The organism is Bacillus sp. FJAT-22090, from assembly GCF_007676755.1.
Taxonomy (GTDB): domain Bacteria; phylum Bacillota; class Bacilli; order Bacillales_A; family Planococcaceae; genus Psychrobacillus.
Map to the genome: position 1 here is coordinate 98572 of NZ_VEBK01000013.1, position 14177 is coordinate 112748.

28 protein-coding genes are annotated in these 14177 nt (G+C 40.3%); all 28 read left to right on the top strand.

Annotated features, from left to right (window positions below):
* Positions 1–11 precede the first annotated feature (11 nt).
* On the top strand, positions 12–641 hold the full coding sequence (gene rplC / locus FS486_RS15665; protein ID WP_142538190.1) for a 50S ribosomal protein L3: 630 nt from the start codon (positions 12–14) through the stop codon (positions 639–641).
* A gap of 25 nt (positions 642–666) precedes the next feature.
* A complete protein-coding gene (gene rplD, locus FS486_RS15670) occupies positions 667–1290 on the top strand; it encodes a 50S ribosomal protein L4 (protein ID WP_144512676.1) in 624 nt (207 codons plus the stop codon).
* Positions 1290–1574 (top strand): 50S ribosomal protein L23, encoded by a 285-nt coding sequence (rplW, locus tag FS486_RS15675; RefSeq protein WP_144512677.1) that lies wholly within the window; start codon positions 1290–1292, stop codon positions 1572–1574. Before rplD ends, rplW begins: the two co-directional genes overlap by 1 nt.
* A gap of 42 nt (positions 1575–1616) precedes the next feature.
* Entirely contained in the window at positions 1617–2447 is an 831-nt protein-coding gene (rplB, locus tag FS486_RS15680; RefSeq protein WP_144512679.1) for a 50S ribosomal protein L2, read from the top strand.
* Positions 2448–2507: 60 nt separating this feature from the next.
* Positions 2508–2786: a 30S ribosomal protein S19 gene (gene rpsS / locus FS486_RS15685; RefSeq protein WP_090567829.1), complete on the top strand. Its 279-nt coding sequence runs from the start codon at positions 2508–2510 to the stop codon at positions 2784–2786.
* 20 nt (positions 2787–2806) lie between these two features.
* Positions 2807–3151: a 50S ribosomal protein L22 gene (rplV, locus tag FS486_RS15690; RefSeq protein ID WP_144512681.1), complete on the top strand. Its 345-nt coding sequence runs from the start codon at positions 2807–2809 to the stop codon at positions 3149–3151.
* Positions 3152–3154: 3 nt separating this feature from the next.
* The gene (rpsC, locus tag FS486_RS15695; protein WP_144512683.1) at positions 3155–3811 is read left to right on the top strand and encodes a 30S ribosomal protein S3; all 657 of its coding nucleotides are present in this window, start codon (positions 3155–3157) and stop codon (positions 3809–3811) included.
* Between the two features lies 1 nt (position 3812).
* Positions 3813–4247, top strand: coding sequence for a 50S ribosomal protein L16 (gene rplP, locus FS486_RS15700; RefSeq protein WP_053591324.1), 435 nt, complete (start codon positions 3813–3815; stop codon positions 4245–4247).
* Complete coding sequence (rpmC, locus tag FS486_RS15705; protein ID WP_053591325.1) at positions 4237–4437, top strand: 50S ribosomal protein L29; 201 nt, start codon at positions 4237–4239, stop codon at positions 4435–4437. Before rplP ends, rpmC begins: the two co-directional genes overlap by 11 nt.
* A gap of 18 nt (positions 4438–4455) precedes the next feature.
* Positions 4456–4719, top strand: a complete 264-nt coding sequence (gene rpsQ, locus FS486_RS15710) for a 30S ribosomal protein S17 (protein ID WP_144512684.1) — start codon at positions 4456–4458, stop codon at positions 4717–4719.
* A 44-nt stretch (positions 4720–4763) separates the two neighbouring features.
* Positions 4764–5132 carry a 50S ribosomal protein L14 gene (rplN, locus tag FS486_RS15715; RefSeq protein ID WP_053591327.1) on the top strand — a complete coding sequence of 123 codons (369 nt, stop codon included), beginning with the start codon at positions 4764–4766 and terminating at the stop codon, positions 5130–5132.
* A 36-nt stretch (positions 5133–5168) separates the two neighbouring features.
* Entirely contained in the window at positions 5169–5477 is a 309-nt protein-coding gene (rplX, locus tag FS486_RS15720; protein WP_144512686.1) for a 50S ribosomal protein L24, read from the top strand.
* Positions 5478–5500: 23 nt separating this feature from the next.
* A complete protein-coding gene (gene rplE, locus FS486_RS15725; protein ID WP_090567848.1) occupies positions 5501–6040 on the top strand; it encodes a 50S ribosomal protein L5 in 540 nt (179 codons plus the stop codon).
* Positions 6041–6058: 18 nt separating this feature from the next.
* Positions 6059–6244 (top strand): 30S ribosomal protein S14, encoded by a 186-nt coding sequence (gene rpsN, locus FS486_RS15730; protein ID WP_090567851.1) that lies wholly within the window; start codon positions 6059–6061, stop codon positions 6242–6244.
* Between the two features lie 30 nt (positions 6245–6274).
* Positions 6275–6673 (top strand): 30S ribosomal protein S8, encoded by a 399-nt coding sequence (rpsH, locus tag FS486_RS15735; protein WP_053591331.1) that lies wholly within the window; start codon positions 6275–6277, stop codon positions 6671–6673.
* Positions 6674–6703: 30 nt separating this feature from the next.
* Positions 6704–7243 (top strand): 50S ribosomal protein L6, encoded by a 540-nt coding sequence (gene rplF, locus FS486_RS15740; protein WP_144512688.1) that lies wholly within the window; start codon positions 6704–6706, stop codon positions 7241–7243.
* A 30-nt stretch (positions 7244–7273) separates the two neighbouring features.
* Positions 7274–7633, top strand: a complete 360-nt coding sequence (gene rplR / locus FS486_RS15745) for a 50S ribosomal protein L18 (protein WP_142605846.1) — start codon at positions 7274–7276, stop codon at positions 7631–7633.
* 21 nt (positions 7634–7654) lie between these two features.
* Entirely contained in the window at positions 7655–8155 is a 501-nt protein-coding gene (rpsE, locus tag FS486_RS15750; RefSeq protein ID WP_144512690.1) for a 30S ribosomal protein S5, read from the top strand.
* A gap of 14 nt (positions 8156–8169) precedes the next feature.
* Positions 8170–8352, top strand: coding sequence for a 50S ribosomal protein L30 (rpmD, locus tag FS486_RS15755; RefSeq protein WP_144512692.1), 183 nt, complete (start codon positions 8170–8172; stop codon positions 8350–8352).
* Positions 8353–8384: 32 nt separating this feature from the next.
* Entirely contained in the window at positions 8385–8825 is a 441-nt protein-coding gene (gene rplO, locus FS486_RS15760) for a 50S ribosomal protein L15 (protein ID WP_144512694.1), read from the top strand.
* Entirely contained in the window at positions 8825–10117 is a 1293-nt protein-coding gene (gene secY / locus FS486_RS15765; RefSeq protein WP_144512696.1) for a preprotein translocase subunit SecY, read from the top strand. The genes rplO and secY overlap by 1 nt, the downstream gene beginning before the upstream one ends.
* Before the next feature lie 65 nt (positions 10118–10182).
* The gene (locus tag FS486_RS15770; protein ID WP_144512698.1) at positions 10183–10836 is read left to right on the top strand and encodes an adenylate kinase; all 654 of its coding nucleotides are present in this window, start codon (positions 10183–10185) and stop codon (positions 10834–10836) included.
* A gap of 454 nt (positions 10837–11290) precedes the next feature.
* On the top strand, positions 11291–11509 hold the full coding sequence (gene infA / locus FS486_RS15775) for a translation initiation factor IF-1 (RefSeq protein WP_016429904.1): 219 nt from the start codon (positions 11291–11293) through the stop codon (positions 11507–11509).
* 37 nt (positions 11510–11546) lie between these two features.
* Positions 11547–11660, top strand: a complete 114-nt coding sequence (gene rpmJ / locus FS486_RS15780) for a 50S ribosomal protein L36 (protein WP_003247619.1) — start codon at positions 11547–11549, stop codon at positions 11658–11660.
* Between the two features lie 23 nt (positions 11661–11683).
* Positions 11684–12049, top strand: coding sequence for a 30S ribosomal protein S13 (rpsM, locus tag FS486_RS15785; RefSeq protein ID WP_144512700.1), 366 nt, complete (start codon positions 11684–11686; stop codon positions 12047–12049).
* Between the two features lie 25 nt (positions 12050–12074).
* The gene (rpsK, locus tag FS486_RS15790) at positions 12075–12464 is read left to right on the top strand and encodes a 30S ribosomal protein S11 (protein ID WP_053591340.1); all 390 of its coding nucleotides are present in this window, start codon (positions 12075–12077) and stop codon (positions 12462–12464) included.
* Positions 12465–12602: 138 nt separating this feature from the next.
* A complete protein-coding gene (locus tag FS486_RS15795) occupies positions 12603–13547 on the top strand; it encodes a DNA-directed RNA polymerase subunit alpha (protein WP_144512702.1) in 945 nt (314 codons plus the stop codon).
* A gap of 53 nt (positions 13548–13600) precedes the next feature.
* Positions 13601–13981, top strand: coding sequence for a 50S ribosomal protein L17 (gene rplQ, locus FS486_RS15800; protein WP_144512703.1), 381 nt, complete (start codon positions 13601–13603; stop codon positions 13979–13981).
* The last annotated feature ends 196 nt before the right edge of the window (positions 13982–14177 follow it).

The following is a 14177-nucleotide window of genomic DNA, read 5'->3' on the forward strand; positions in this document are numbered from 1 at the left end:
AGGTGTGACGGATGACCAAAGGAATCTTAGGTAGAAAAATCGGTATGACGCAAGTATTTGCTGAGAACGGTGACTTAATCCCTGTAACTGTAATTGAAGCTACTCCAAACGTAGTACTTCAAAAGAAAACAGTTGAAACAGACGGTTACGAAGCTATTCAGTTAGGTTTTGAAGATAAGCGCGAAAAGCTTTCTAACAAACCAGCTAAAGGGCACGTAGCAAAAGCAAGCACTGCTCCTAAGCGCTTCATCCGCGAATTCCGCGGTTTGGATACAGCTAATTACGAGGTTGGTCAAGAAGTCAACGTAGAAAGTTTTGCAGAAGGCGATGTAATCGACGTAACAGGTGTTACTAAAGGTAAAGGTTTCCAAGGTGTTATTAAACGTCATGGACAATCTCGTGGACCAATGGCCCATGGATCTCGTTACCACCGTCGTCCAGGTTCAATGGGGCCGGTTGCTCCGAACCGCGTATTTAAACAAAAGAAATTACCTGGTCAAATGGGTGGGCATGTAGTTACTATCCAAAACTTACATATCGTAAGAGTGGATGCTGAACGCAACCTACTACTTGTAAAAGGTAATGTTCCTGGTTCTCGTAAATCATTAGTAGTTGTTAAAGCTGCTATTAAATCGAAATAATCTCTGAAGAAAGGAGGAAACAGGAATGGCAAAAGTATCTTTATTCAATCAAGCAGGATCTTCTGTTGGGGAAATCGAGTTAAACGACAAAGTTTTCGGTATTGAACCAAACGAATCTGTTTTATTTGAAGCTATCATTGCTCAACGCGCATCACTTCGTCAAGGTAATCACAAAGTGAAAAACCGTTCTGAAGTAGCTGGTGGTGGACGTAAACCATGGCGTCAAAAAGGAACAGGTCGTGCTCGTCAAGGTTCGATCCGCTCTCCACAATGGCGTGGTGGTGGTGTTGTATTCGGTCCGACTCCACGTAGCTACAGCTATAAATTACCTAAAAAAGTACGTCGTCTAGCTCTTCTTTCAGCTCTTTCAACTAAAGTGCGTGAAGAAAGTGTCGTAGTATTAGAAGGCTTAGCTTTTGATGCACCAAAAACAAAAGATTTCGTGAAAGTGTTATCTAACCTTTCTATCGATAAAAAAGCGTTATTCGTAACTGCTGATTTAGATGAAACAGTAGCATTAGCTGCACGTAACATCCCTGGAATCACAGTTGTGTCTGCAACAGGCATTAACGTATTAGATTTAGTAGGACACGAGAAATTAGTCTTAACTAAATCTGCAGTAGAAAAAGTTGAGGAGGTGCTTGGATAATGGAAGCACGTGATATTATTAAACGTCCGGTCATTACCGAGCGTTCTTCTGAAGTAATGGCAGATAAAAAGTACACTTTCGAAGTGGACACTCGCGCTAACAAAACACAAGTTAAATATGCTGTTGAAGAAATCTTTGGAGTAGATGTTGAAAAAGTGAACATCATGAACTATAAAGGGAAATTCAAACGCGTAGGTAAATTTGGTGGTTATACAAACAAACGTCGCAAAGCGATTGTTACATTAACTCAAGATAGCAAAGAAATCGAATTATTCGAGATCTAAAACTTGTAAAATAAAATGAATACTCAAGAAGGAGGGAATACAATGGCGATTAGAAAGTATAAACCAACGACAAACGGACGTCGTAACATGACATCGTTAGATTACGCTGAAATCACAACAGACAAGCCTGAGAAATCACTTCTTGCTCCTGTGAAGCGTAAAGGCGGCCGTAACAATCAAGGTAAAATTACTGTTCGTCATCATGGTGGTGGACACAAACGTCAATACCGTATCATCGATTTCAAACGAAATAAAGATGGTATTGAAGGACGTGTTGCTACTATTGAATATGATCCAAACCGCTCTGCGAACATCGCATTGATTAACTATGTGGATGGAGAAAAACGTTATATCCTAGCTCCTAAAGGCTTAGAAGTTGGAATGACAGTATTGTCAGGTCCAGAAGCTGATATTAAAGTAGGTAACGCTCTTCCATTACAAAACATTCCAATGGGGACTACAATCCATAACATTGAAATGAAACCTGGTAAAGGTGGTCAACTAGTACGTTCTGCTGGTACATCTGCTCAATTACTTGGTAAAGAAGGTAAATACGTAATCGTACGTTTACAATCTGGTGAAGTTCGCTTAATCCTATCAGTTTGCCGCGCTACAATCGGTGAAGTAGGAAATGAACAACATGAACTTGTAAACATTGGTAAAGCAGGTCGTTCTCGTTGGTTAGGTAAACGCCCAACTGTACGTGGATCTGTAATGAACCCGAACGATCACCCACACGGTGGTGGTGAAGGACGTACGCCAATCGGTCGTAAGTCACCTATGTCTCCATGGGGTAAACCAACTCTTGGATACAAAACTCGTAGCAAGAAAAACAAATCCGACAAGCTTATCATTCGTCGTCGTAAAAAATAATGTGGTTTTACTACGGTTCAAAGAACGGACCGTGGTGCAATCACGGAGGGAGGATTCAGCATGGGTCGTAGCTTGAAAAAAGGACCTTTCGCAGACGATCATTTACTTAAAAAGGTCGATGCACAAAAGGACTCTGAGAAAAAACAAGTGATTAAGACTTGGTCTCGCCGTTCAACAATTTTCCCTACTTTTATCGGATTAACAATCGCGGTATATGACGGACGTAAACATGTTCCTGTATACGTGACTGAAGATATGGTAGGTCATAAACTAGGCGAGTTCGCACCAACACGCGCTTATAAAAGTCATGGTGCAGATGATAAGAAAACAAGACGCTAATTTGAGAGGAGGTCATTCAAATGTCACAAGCAAAAGCTATTGCTAAAACGGTGCGCATTGCTCCTCGTAAAGTAAGATTAGTCGTTGATTTAATCAGAGGTAAGCAAATCGGCGAAGCAGTTGCAATTTTACAACTTACTCCAAAAGCAGCATCTCCTGTTGTTGAGAAAGTATTGAAATCTGCAGTTGCAAACGCAGAGCACAATTATAACTTAGATATTAACAACCTAGTTGTTTCTGAAATTTTTGTTGACGAAGGTCCAACACTGAAACGTTTCCGTCCACGTGCACAAGGTCGTGCAAGTGCTATTAACAAACGTACTAGCCACATCACTGTAGTGGTATCAGAGAAGAAGGAGGGATAATTCGTGGGTCAAAAAGTACATCCGATAGGATTACGAGTAGGTATTATTCGTGACTGGGAGTCAAAATGGTACGCTGGTAAAGACTATGCAACTCTACTTCACGAAGACTTAAAAATTCGTAAACACATTGAAACTCGTTTAAAAGATGCATCTGTTTCTACAGTAGAAATCGAACGCGCTGCTAAACGTGTTAACATTACAATTCACACTGCGAAACCAGGTATGGTAATCGGTAAAGGTGGTACTGAAGTCGAAGCACTTCGTAAAAACCTAAACGATATCACTGGCAAGCGTGTACACATCAACATCGTAGAAATTAAAAGAGCTGACTTAGATGCTAAATTAGTAGCAGAAAGTATTGCACGCCAATTAGAAGGCCGCGTATCTTTCCGTCGTGCTCAAAAACAAGCAATTCAACGCACAATGCGTGCTGGCGCTAAAGGTATTAAAACTCAAGTATCTGGACGTCTAGGCGGCGCTGACATCGCGCGTGCTGAACACTATAGTGAAGGAACTGTACCACTTCATACATTACGTGCTGACATTGATTATGCACATGCTGAAGCTGACACTACTTATGGTAAGCTAGGCGTTAAAGTATGGATCTATCGTGGTGAAGTCCTTCCAGTGAAGAAGAACTCTGAGGAAGGAGGCAAATAATATGTTAATGCCTAAACGCGTTAAATATCGTCGTGAACACCGCGGAAAGATGCGTGGTGAAGCAAAAGGCGGTAAAGAAGTATCATTCGGTGAATTCGGTTTACAAGCAACTGAAGCAAGCTGGATTACAAGCCGTCAAATTGAATCAGCTCGTATTGCAATGACACGTTACATGAAACGTGGCGGTAAAGTTTGGATTAAAATTTTCCCACATAAACCATATACGAAAAAGCCTCTAGAGGTACGTATGGGATCCGGTAAAGGTGCTCCTGAAGGTTGGGTAGCTGTAGTAAAACCAGGAAAAGTTATGTTTGAAATTGCTGGTGTATCTGAAGAGATCGCTCGTGAAGCGTTACGCTTAGCATCACATAAGCTTCCTGTTAAATGTAAAGTAGTTAAACGTCAAGAAATTGGTGGTGAATCTAATGAAAGCTAATGACATCCGTGAACTTACTACTGCAGAAATAGAACAAAAGGTAAAATCACTGAAAGAAGAGCTTTTCAACCTTCGCTTCCAATTGGCGACTGGTCAATTAGAAAACACAGCTCGCATTCGTGAAGTACGTAAAGCGATTGCGCGTATGAAAACTGTGATTCGCGAAAGAGAAATCAGTGCAAACAACTGATAAAGGAGGTTTTCAGGCATGACTGAGCGTAATCAACGCAAAGTATACACAGGCCGTGTAGTTTCAGACAAAATGGATAAAACAATTACTGTTTTAGTTGAAACTCATAAAAAGCATAAGTTATACGGTAAACGTGTTAAGTATTCTAAGAAATTTAAGACTCATGATGAGCAAAACCAAGCTCAAATCGGCGATATCGTCCGTATCATGGAAACTCGTCCGTTATCAGCTACAAAACGTTTCCGTCTAGTGGAAATTGTAGAAAAAGCGGTTATTATCTAATAATAAATTTCGGAACTCATTAATTCCGAAGGGAGGTTACCTAAGTGATCCAACAAGAAACTCGTATGAAAGTTGCTGACAACTCAGGTGCACGTGAAGTTTTAACAATCAAAGTACTTGGTGGTACTGGACGTAAAACTGCTAATATCGGCGATATCGTTGTATGTACAGTTAAGAAAGCAACACCAGGTGGCGTTGTCAAGAAAGGTGACGTCGTTAAAGCTGTAATCGTTCGCACTAAAAGCGGCGTACGCCGTAAAGACGGTACTTATATCAAATTTGATGAAAACGCATGTGTTATTATCAAAGACGATAAAGGACCGCGTGGAACTCGTATTTTCGGACCTGTTGCGCGTGAACTACGTGACAGCAACTTCATGAAAATCGTATCTTTAGCTCCAGAAGTTCTTTAATTTACATGAAAGTGCCAATCAAGGAGGTGCGACAGAATGCATGTTAAAAAAGGCGACAAAGTAATGGTAATCTCAGGTAAAGACAAAGGGAAAACAGGTGTTATCCTAGCTTCTTTTCCTAAGAAAGACCGAGTGTTAGTTGAAGGTGTAAACATCATCAAAAAACATGTGAAGCCAAATCAAGTTAATCCGCAAGGCGGGATTGTAAGCCAAGAGGCTGCAATTCACGTTTCGAATGTTATGTTAATCGACCCAAAAACTGGCGAGCCGACTCGCGTAGGTTATAAAGTAGAAGATGGCAAAAAGGTTCGTGTTGCGAAAAAATCTGGTGAAATCATTAAATAAGTAAATAGAAGGGAGGTACACACATGAACCGCCTAAAAGAAAAATATCTTAAGGAAGTTTCTCCTGCTCTAATGAGCAAGTTTGAATATAACTCAGTAATGCAAGTACCTAAAGTTGATAAAATTGTTATCAATATGGGTGTGGGTGATGCTGTATCTAATACAAAAGCACTTGATGCCGCTGTTGAAGAATTACAAATTATCTCAGGTCAAAAACCTGTAGTTACGAAAGCTAAAAAATCGATCGCTGGTTTCCGTCTTCGTGAAGGAATGCCAATCGGTGCGAAAGTTACACTACGCGGAGAGCGTATGTATGACTTTTTGGATAAATTAATCGCAATCTCTCTTCCACGTGTACGTGACTTCCGTGGTGTTTCTAAAAAAGCATTTGATGGTCGCGGTAACTACACTCTTGGAGTGAAAGAGCAATTAATCTTCCCTGAAATCGATTATGATAAAGTTTCGAAAGTACGCGGTATGGACATCGTAATTGTAACAACTGCGAACTCTGACGAAGAAGCTCGTGAGTTATTAACACAGTTCGGTATGCCATTCCAAAAGTAAATTAAGGGAGGCGAAAACGTGGCTAAAAAATCAATGGTCGTTAAACAACAACGTACGCCAAAGTTCAAAGTGCAAGAATACACACGCTGTGAGCGTTGTGGACGTCCGCACTCTGTATATCGTAAATTTAAGCTTTGCCGTATTTGTTTCCGTGAACTTGCATACAAGGGACAAATTCCTGGCGTTAAAAAAGCAAGCTGGTAATCCCCTATAACTGGGAAGGAGGTAAATGTAATGACAATGTCAGATCCAATTGCAGATATGCTTACACGCATTCGTAATGCTAACATGGTTCGTCACGAGAAATTGGAAGTTCCTGCTTCAAACATGAAAAAGGAAATCGCTGAAATTTTAAAACGCGAAGGTTTCGTACGTGACGTAGAATATGTAGAAGATAGCAAACAAGGAATCATCCGTATCTTCTTAAAATATGGTCAAAATGACGAACGCGTTATTACTGGTTTGAAACGTATTTCAAAACCTGGTCTACGCGTTTACGCTAAAACAAACGAAGTGCCTAAAGTACTAAATGGTTTAGGAATTGCTTTAGTTTCTACTTCAAATGGTTTATTAACAGATAAAGAAGCTCGCGCTAAACAAGTTGGCGGAGAAATCGTAGCTTACGTTTGGTAATAATCAACAAACGAATGGAGGTGCAACAAAATGTCTCGAGTAGGTAAAAAACCAATTGAGGTTCCTGCAGATGTTACTGTTACAGTTAACGCTGACAATACAGTAGTAGTAAAAGGACCAAAAGGTGAATTAACAAAGTCTTTTAACCAAGATATTAAAATTGAGCAAGAAGGTAATGTGATTACTTTAGTACGTCCTTCAGAGTCTAAAGAACACCGTACAGTTCATGGTACAACTCGTGCTTTATTAGCAAATATGGTCACTGGTGTATCACAAGGATTCGAACGTGGACTTGAATTAGTTGGGGTTGGTTACCGTGCACAACTACAAGGAACTAAACTTGTACTTAACGTAGGGTACTCTCATCCAGTTGAATTCACTCCTGAAGACGGAGTAGTAGTTGAAGTTCCTTCTAATACAAAAATTATCGTTCGCGGTATTAACAAAGAACGCGTTGGTGCTTTAGCATCTAACATTCGTCAAGTTCGTCCACCAGAGCCGTACAAAGGTAAAGGTATTCGTTATGAAGGCGAAGTTGTACGCCGCAAAGAAGGTAAAACAGGTAAATAATGCATCTCGCATTAGAAAGGAGTGACCACTGTGATTACGAAACAAGACAAAAATCAAGTTCGTAAAAAACGTCATGCACGTGTTCGTACAAAAATCACGGGTACTACTGAACGTCCACGTTTAAATGTATTCCGTTCGAATAAACATATATACGCACAACTTATCGATGATTCACAAGGTGTAACTATCGTAAGTGCGTCTTCTATGGATAAAGATTTTACTGGTACAGCTGGTAACGTTGAAGCTGCTACATTAATCGGTGAAACAATTGCAAAACGCGCTGTTGAAAAAAACATCAAATCTGTTGTATTCGACCGTGGCGGTTACTTATATCATGGACGTGTTAAAGCGTTAGCTGAAGCTGCACGTGAAAACGGCTTAGAATTTTAAGAAGAAGGAGGGACATATTTCATGCGTGGTATTGACCCAAACAAACTTGAACTTGAAGAACGCGTAGTAACGATTAACCGTGTTGCTAAAGTTGTAAAAGGTGGACGTCGTTTCCGTTTTACTGCTTTAGTAGTTGTCGGGGATAAAGATGGACATGTAGGATTTGGTACTGGTAAAGCCCAAGAGGTTCCAGATGCGATCCGTAAAGCAGTTGAAGACGCTAAGAAGAACTTAGTAGAAGTACCAAGAGTTGGAGGAACTACTCCTCACCAAATTATTGGTCGCTTCGGAGCTGGATCTGTTCTAGTTAAACCAGCAGCACCTGGTACAGGAGTTATTGCTGGTGGACCGGTTCGTGCGGTATTAGAATTAGCGGGTATCACTGATATTCTATCTAAATCACTTGGATCTAACACACCAATCAACATGGTTCGTGCTACAGTAAACGGATTAACTCAATTAAAACGTGCTGAGGACGTTGCTAAATTGCGTGGTAAATCAGTAGAAGAACTATTAGGATAAGGGGGGAAATTACAATGGCAACTAAATTAGAAATTACCCTTACTAGAAGCCTGATTGGTACTAAACCAAATCAACGCAAAGTCGCTGAAGCTCTTGGACTACGTAAAATGCACCAAACAGTTGAGCACCAAGACAATGCCGCTATTCGCGGAATGATTGACAAAGTAGCTCACTTAGTAACTTTGAAAGAAATTTAAGGTTTAATTTAAGAATAAGGAGGTGCCACCGTATGAAACTTCATGAGTTAAAACCAGCAGAAGGATCTCGTTCTACGCGTAATCGTGTAGGTCGCGGTATCGGTTCTGGTAATGGTAAAACTGCAGGTAAAGGTCATAAAGGTCAAAACGCTCGTTCAGGCGGAGGAGTTCGTCCAGGATTTGAAGGCGGTCAAAACCCGTTATTCCGTCGTTTACCAAAACGTGGATTTACGAACATTAATCGTAAAGAGTTTGCAATTGTGAACCTTGATACATTAAATCGTTTCGAAGAAGGCACAGAAGTAACACCTGCTCTATTAATCGAAACAGGTGTTGTGAGCAGTGAAAAATCTGGTATTAAGATTCTAGGTAATGGAACTCTTAACAAGAAGTTATCTGTAAAAGCTCACAAATTCTCTGCATCAGCTAAAGAAGCTATTGAGAATGCTGGCGGACAAACAGAGGTGGTTTAATGTTTCAGACAATCTCCAACTTTATGCGTGTGAGAGATATTCGAAATAAAATCATTTTTACGTTATTGATGTTAATCGTGTTTCGTATTGGGACATTCGTTCCAGTACCTTACGTCGATGCAAATGTATTAAAGCAAACAGATCAATTAGGTTTGATCGGTTTCTTAAATACATTTGGTGGCGGTGCTTTAAAGAACTTCTCCATTCTTGCAATGGGGATTATGCCTTATATCACTGCATCTATCATAGTTCAGTTATTGCAAATGGACGTAGTGCCTAAGTTTACTGAGTGGGCAAAGCAAGGTGAGGTCGGAAGACGTAAACTGGCTCAATTCACTCGTTACTTCACAATTGTACTAGCGTTTATTCAAGCAATTGCTATGTCATATGGTTTTAACCGTATGTATGGCGGTTCTTTAATAACTGAAGAAGGTATTTTGAATTATGTTGTTATTGCTATTGTGTTAACTGCAGGTACTGCATTTTTAATGTGGTTGGGTGAACAGATCACTGCTAAGGGAGTAGGTAATGGTATTTCCATTATTATCTTCGCTGGTATCGTAGCTGCAATGCCTAATGCTGTTAACCAAGTGTATGCACAACAAATTCAAGATGCTGGCGAAAAATTATTTATCAATATTGTGATCATACTATTGCTATTGTTGGCAATTGTCGCTGTTACAGTTGGAGTAATTTATGTTCAACAAGCGTTGCGTAAAATTCCAATTCAATATGCGAAGCGTGTCGCTGGTACTGCCCAAACAGGTGGCCAACAAACACACTTGCCTTTAAAAGTAAATGCTGCGGGAGTAATCCCGGTAATCTTTGCATCAGCTTTTCTGATGGCGCCTCAGTCGATTGTTTTGTTTTTTGGAGAAAATAATGTTACTGACTTTATCAGAAGGACTTTAGATTACACACACCCTATTGGTATGATAATTTATATTGCTTTGATTATTGCCTTTACTTACTTCTATGCATTCATCCAGGTGAATCCAGAGAATATGGCAGACAATTTGAAAAAGCAAGGTGCGTATATTCCAGGGATTCGTCCAGGGATAAACACACAAAATTATTTGACTAGCGTATTATATCGATTAACATTTGTTGGTTCTATTTTCTTAGCAGTTATCGCAGTGATGCCACTATTATTTGTTAAGTTTGCGGGTCTACCTCAATCGGCACAAATTGGTGGAACTAGCTTACTAATTGTAGTTGGAGTTGCACTGGAAACTATGAAGCAATTGGAATCACAATTAGTTAAACGTCATTATAAAGGCTTTATGAAGTAATATTGATTTTTAGGAACTGCTTTGTTCCTAAAAATCTACAAATAGTCCTGAGGGGGCATTTTCGTATGAATATCGTTTTAATGGGTCTGCCAGGTGCTGGTAAAGGTACGCAAGCAGATAAAATTGTTGAGAAGTACGCAATCCCTCATATTTCTACAGGCGATATGTTTCGTGCAGCAATTAAAGATGGCACGGAACTTGGTTTAAAAGCAAAATCGTTTATGGACCAAGGTGCATTAGTGCCGGATGAAGTAACGATTGGTATCGTTCGCGAAAGATTAAGCAAACCGGACTGTGAAAAAGGATTCTTACTTGATGGTTTCCCACGTACCGTTCCTCAAGCAGAAGCACTTGATGCTCTACTTACGGAACTTGGAAAATCAGTTGAGCATGTGCTGAATATTCAAGTAGAACAAGATGAATTGATTAGACGTCTTACTGGCCGCCGCATCTGTAAAGTTTGTGGTAGCGCATACCATTTAGTCTTTAATCCTCCTGCGAAAGCTGGAGTATGTGACAAAGATGGTGGAGAGCTTTATCAACGTGCAGATGATAATCCGGAAACGGTGACTAACCGTCTGGAAGTAAATATGAAGCAAACGCAACCTTTGCTTGACTATTATGACAACAAAGGTGTTTTAACAAATATAGATGGACAGCAAGAAATTACGAAAGTATTTGCTGATCTTGATGCTCTGTTACAGGGCAACCGCATCTAATTGCCCGGTGCCTGTCGCAGACGACTGAATACCCGGGCAGTATGCAAGAACGAAAACGTTTTTTTCGAGAGCTGCAAAAGCATATTGCGCCCGGTATACGAACTGGATGAAAGGAAATGCATTTATAGCGAGGACCCCCTAGTCCACGTGCATTTTCACTTCTGAAGGGGTATAATGGGTTTCGTGGAAGCATCTATGTAACGAACGGGTACTATGGAACTCATCCAACACATTCGTACGAACATGTTGACATGAGGGAGACGGGTTTCTACCAGTCAGTCTACTCCGTGGATTGCAAAAAGCGAAACCTTACGAGTGTCTTTCGAACATCTCTCATGATTTCCAAACATATGCTTGAAACGAATAGTTTCGTTACGATTGAGGCTATACTACAGCAAATTACGTTTGAATATTGATGAGAACCTGATTTGTATATAGAAGGGAGACAGGGTTGATGGCGAAAGATGATGTAATTGAAGTCGAAGGAACAGTTGTTGAGACTTTGCCAAACGCGATGTTTAAGGTAGAATTAGAAAACGGTCATACGATACTTGCGCATGTATCGGGTAAAATTCGTATGCACTTTATCCGCATTTTACCTGGAGATAAAGTCACAATTGAACTTTCTCCTTACGATTTAACTCGCGGTCGTATCACGTACCGTTTTAAATAATCTTTTGCACTCCGGACTACTAAGGAGGTTGGGTTAGATGAAAGTGAGACCATCTGTGAAACCGATCTGCGAAAAATGTAAAGTAATTCGCCGACGCGGTAAAGTAATGGTAATCTGTGAAAATCCTAAACACAAACAAAGACAAGGATAATTAGAAGGAGGTGCACGACACATATGGCACGTATTGCTGGTGTTGACATTCCACGCGATAAACGCGTTGTTATTGCATTAACATACATTTACGGAATTGGTAAAACTACTGCACAAAAAGTACTAGTAGAAGCTGGTATTTCTGAATCGACACGAGTTCGTGATCTTACAGAAGACGAGTTAAACAAAATCCGTGAACAAATCGGTGTATACAAAGTAGAAGGTGACCTTCGTCGTGAAGTATCACTAAACATTAAACGTTTGATGGAAATCGGATCTTTCCGTGGTATCCGTCACCGTCGCGGCTTACCTGTACGCGGACAAAATACGAAGAACAATGCACGTACTCGTAAAGGTCCACGTAAAACAGTCGCTAACAAGAAAAAATAATCGGTAAAGGAGGTTTCTTCTTAACATGGCACGTAAACAACAAACACGTAAGCGTCGTGTGAAAAAGAATATCGAATCCGGTATTGCTCACATTCGCTCAACATTTAATAATACAATTGTGACTATCACAGACATGCAAGGTAATGCACTTTCTTGGTCAAGTGCTGGAGCTCTTGGATTCAGAGGTTCTCGTAAATCTACTCCATTCGCTGCACAAATGGCTGCAGAAACAGCTGCAAAAACTTCAATGGAACATGGTCTTAAAACTTTAGAAGTAACTGTTAAAGGTCCTGGTGCTGGACGTGAAGCGGCTATCCGCGCACTTCAAGCTGCAGGTCTAGAAGTTACAGCTATTAAAGACGTTACACCAGTACCACATAATGGTTGCCGTCCACCAAAACGTCGTCGCGTGTAATAGGTGATACTCAACTTATTGTTTGAGAACATCATTTATTGTACAGACTGAGGTTGTATATACAGCAATCAGTTCAACGATCGAATTCATGATGGAAAGAACCTATACATTCGATGTTTTGAGGGAGGGTAAATTGGAATGATCGAAATTGAAAAACCAAAGATTGAAAGTGTAGAAATCAGCGAAAGTACCAAATTTGGTAAGTTTGTTGTAGAACCGCTAGAACGTGGCTATGGAAATACTTTGGGTAATTCTTTACGTCGTATCCTTCTGTCTTCTTTACCAGGAGCTGCAGTTACTTCTATTCAAATTGATGGCGTTTTACATGAGTTCTCAACTATTGAGGGCGTAGTGGAAGATGTTGCATCTGTTATTATGAATGTGAAAAAACTTGCTCTAAAAATCTACTCTGACGAGGAAAAAGTCATTGAGATTGATGTAAAAGGAGAGGGAACTATTACAGCTGCTGACATTACACATGACAGTGACGTGGAGATTTTAAATCCAGAGCTCTATATTGCAACAATCGGCAAAAATGGTCATTTCCGTATGCGTATGTACGCAGGTCGAGGCCGTGGCTACACTCCTGCTGATCAAAACAAACGTGAGGATCTTCCTATCGGCGTAATCCCGATCGACTCTATTTATACTCCAGTTTCACGCGTTAATTTTCAAGTGGAAAATACTCGTGTTGGACAATCGGCTAACTACGACAAATTAACTCTTGATGTGTGGACAGATGGCAGCACCGGTCCTAAAGAGGCGATTTCGCTTGGAGCAAAAATCTTAACAGAGCACTTGAACATTTTCGTAGGGATGACAGACGAGGCACAAACTGCTGAAATCATGGTCGAAAAAGAAGAAGATCAAAAAGAGAAAGTATTAGAGATGACTATCGAAGAACTTGATCTTTCTGTTCGTTCTTATAATTGCTTAAAACGCGCTGGTATTAATACAGTACTTGAGCTTGCGAGCAAATCAGAAGACGATATGATGAAAGTTAGAAACCTTGGACGTAAATCTTTAGAAGAAGTAAGAGCGAAGTTAGATGAGCTTGGCTTAGGATTACGTAAAGAAGACTAAGCGAATTTTGATATAGCTAGATTTGAACTATTCACCAAAGGAGGGAAACATCCATGGGTTACAGAAAACTTGGACGTACAAGTTCTCAACGTAAAGCGATGTTACGTGACTTAACAACTGACTTAATCATTAACGAGCGTATTCAAACTACTGAAGCACGCGCGAAAGAATTACGTTCTGTTGTTGAAAAAATGATCACTTTAGGTAAGCGCGGAGATTTACACGCACGCCGTCAAGCTGCTGCTTATATTCGTCGTGAAGTTGCAACTTCAACTGATGAAGAAGGCAATGAATCAACAGTATTTGCATTGCAAAAATTGTTTGATGATGTAGCACCACGCTATGCTGATCGTCAAGGCGGTTACACTCGTATTATGAAAGTTGGACCTCGTCGCGGAGACGGAGCACCAGTTGTAGTAATTGAGTTAGTCTAATTTAATTCTGTGGAAGTCTTTGTGGCCGACACGAATTTGATTTATATGAAAAGTTGAAGAGGGAAGTTGGTGTTTCTAACCACCCTCTTCTTTTTTCAAACAGATTTATACGACATTATAAAAGCAGAGTGTTACGATGAGCGGACTTATCTTGTGATAAGTAGCGTCTCGTCTAGCTCTACGCACCTCATTTTCA

Coding starts and splice junctions, on each gene's coding strand:
- rplC (WP_142538190.1), top strand. CDS start 12: ATGACCAAAGGAATCTTAGGTAGAAAAATCGGTATGACGCAAGTATTT.
- rplD (WP_144512676.1), top strand. CDS start 667: ATGGCAAAAGTATCTTTATTCAATCAAGCAGGATCTTCTGTTGGGGAA.
- rplW (WP_144512677.1), top strand. CDS start 1,290: ATGGAAGCACGTGATATTATTAAACGTCCGGTCATTACCGAGCGTTCT.
- rplB (WP_144512679.1), top strand. CDS start 1,617: ATGGCGATTAGAAAGTATAAACCAACGACAAACGGACGTCGTAACATG.
- rpsS (WP_090567829.1), top strand. CDS start 2,508: ATGGGTCGTAGCTTGAAAAAAGGACCTTTCGCAGACGATCATTTACTT.
- rplV (WP_144512681.1), top strand. CDS start 2,807: ATGTCACAAGCAAAAGCTATTGCTAAAACGGTGCGCATTGCTCCTCGT.
- rplP (WP_053591324.1), top strand. CDS start 3,813: ATGTTAATGCCTAAACGCGTTAAATATCGTCGTGAACACCGCGGAAAG.
- rpmC (WP_053591325.1), top strand. CDS start 4,237: ATGAAAGCTAATGACATCCGTGAACTTACTACTGCAGAAATAGAACAA.
- rpsQ (WP_144512684.1), top strand. CDS start 4,456: ATGACTGAGCGTAATCAACGCAAAGTATACACAGGCCGTGTAGTTTCA.
- rplX (WP_144512686.1), top strand. CDS start 5,169: ATGCATGTTAAAAAAGGCGACAAAGTAATGGTAATCTCAGGTAAAGAC.
- rplE (WP_090567848.1), top strand. CDS start 5,501: ATGAACCGCCTAAAAGAAAAATATCTTAAGGAAGTTTCTCCTGCTCTA.
- rpsH (WP_053591331.1), top strand. CDS start 6,275: ATGACAATGTCAGATCCAATTGCAGATATGCTTACACGCATTCGTAAT.
- rplF (WP_144512688.1), top strand. CDS start 6,704: ATGTCTCGAGTAGGTAAAAAACCAATTGAGGTTCCTGCAGATGTTACT.
- rpsE (WP_144512690.1), top strand. CDS start 7,655: ATGCGTGGTATTGACCCAAACAAACTTGAACTTGAAGAACGCGTAGTA.
- rpmD (WP_144512692.1), top strand. CDS start 8,170: ATGGCAACTAAATTAGAAATTACCCTTACTAGAAGCCTGATTGGTACT.
- rplO (WP_144512694.1), top strand. CDS start 8,385: ATGAAACTTCATGAGTTAAAACCAGCAGAAGGATCTCGTTCTACGCGT.
- secY (WP_144512696.1), top strand. CDS start 8,825: ATGTTTCAGACAATCTCCAACTTTATGCGTGTGAGAGATATTCGAAAT.
- FS486_RS15770 (WP_144512698.1), top strand. CDS start 10,183: ATGAATATCGTTTTAATGGGTCTGCCAGGTGCTGGTAAAGGTACGCAA.
- infA (WP_016429904.1), top strand. CDS start 11,291: ATGGCGAAAGATGATGTAATTGAAGTCGAAGGAACAGTTGTTGAGACT.
- rpmJ (WP_003247619.1), top strand. CDS start 11,547: ATGAAAGTGAGACCATCTGTGAAACCGATCTGCGAAAAATGTAAAGTA.
- rpsM (WP_144512700.1), top strand. CDS start 11,684: ATGGCACGTATTGCTGGTGTTGACATTCCACGCGATAAACGCGTTGTT.
- rpsK (WP_053591340.1), top strand. CDS start 12,075: ATGGCACGTAAACAACAAACACGTAAGCGTCGTGTGAAAAAGAATATC.
- FS486_RS15795 (WP_144512702.1), top strand. CDS start 12,603: ATGATCGAAATTGAAAAACCAAAGATTGAAAGTGTAGAAATCAGCGAA.
- rplQ (WP_144512703.1), top strand. CDS start 13,601: ATGGGTTACAGAAAACTTGGACGTACAAGTTCTCAACGTAAAGCGATG.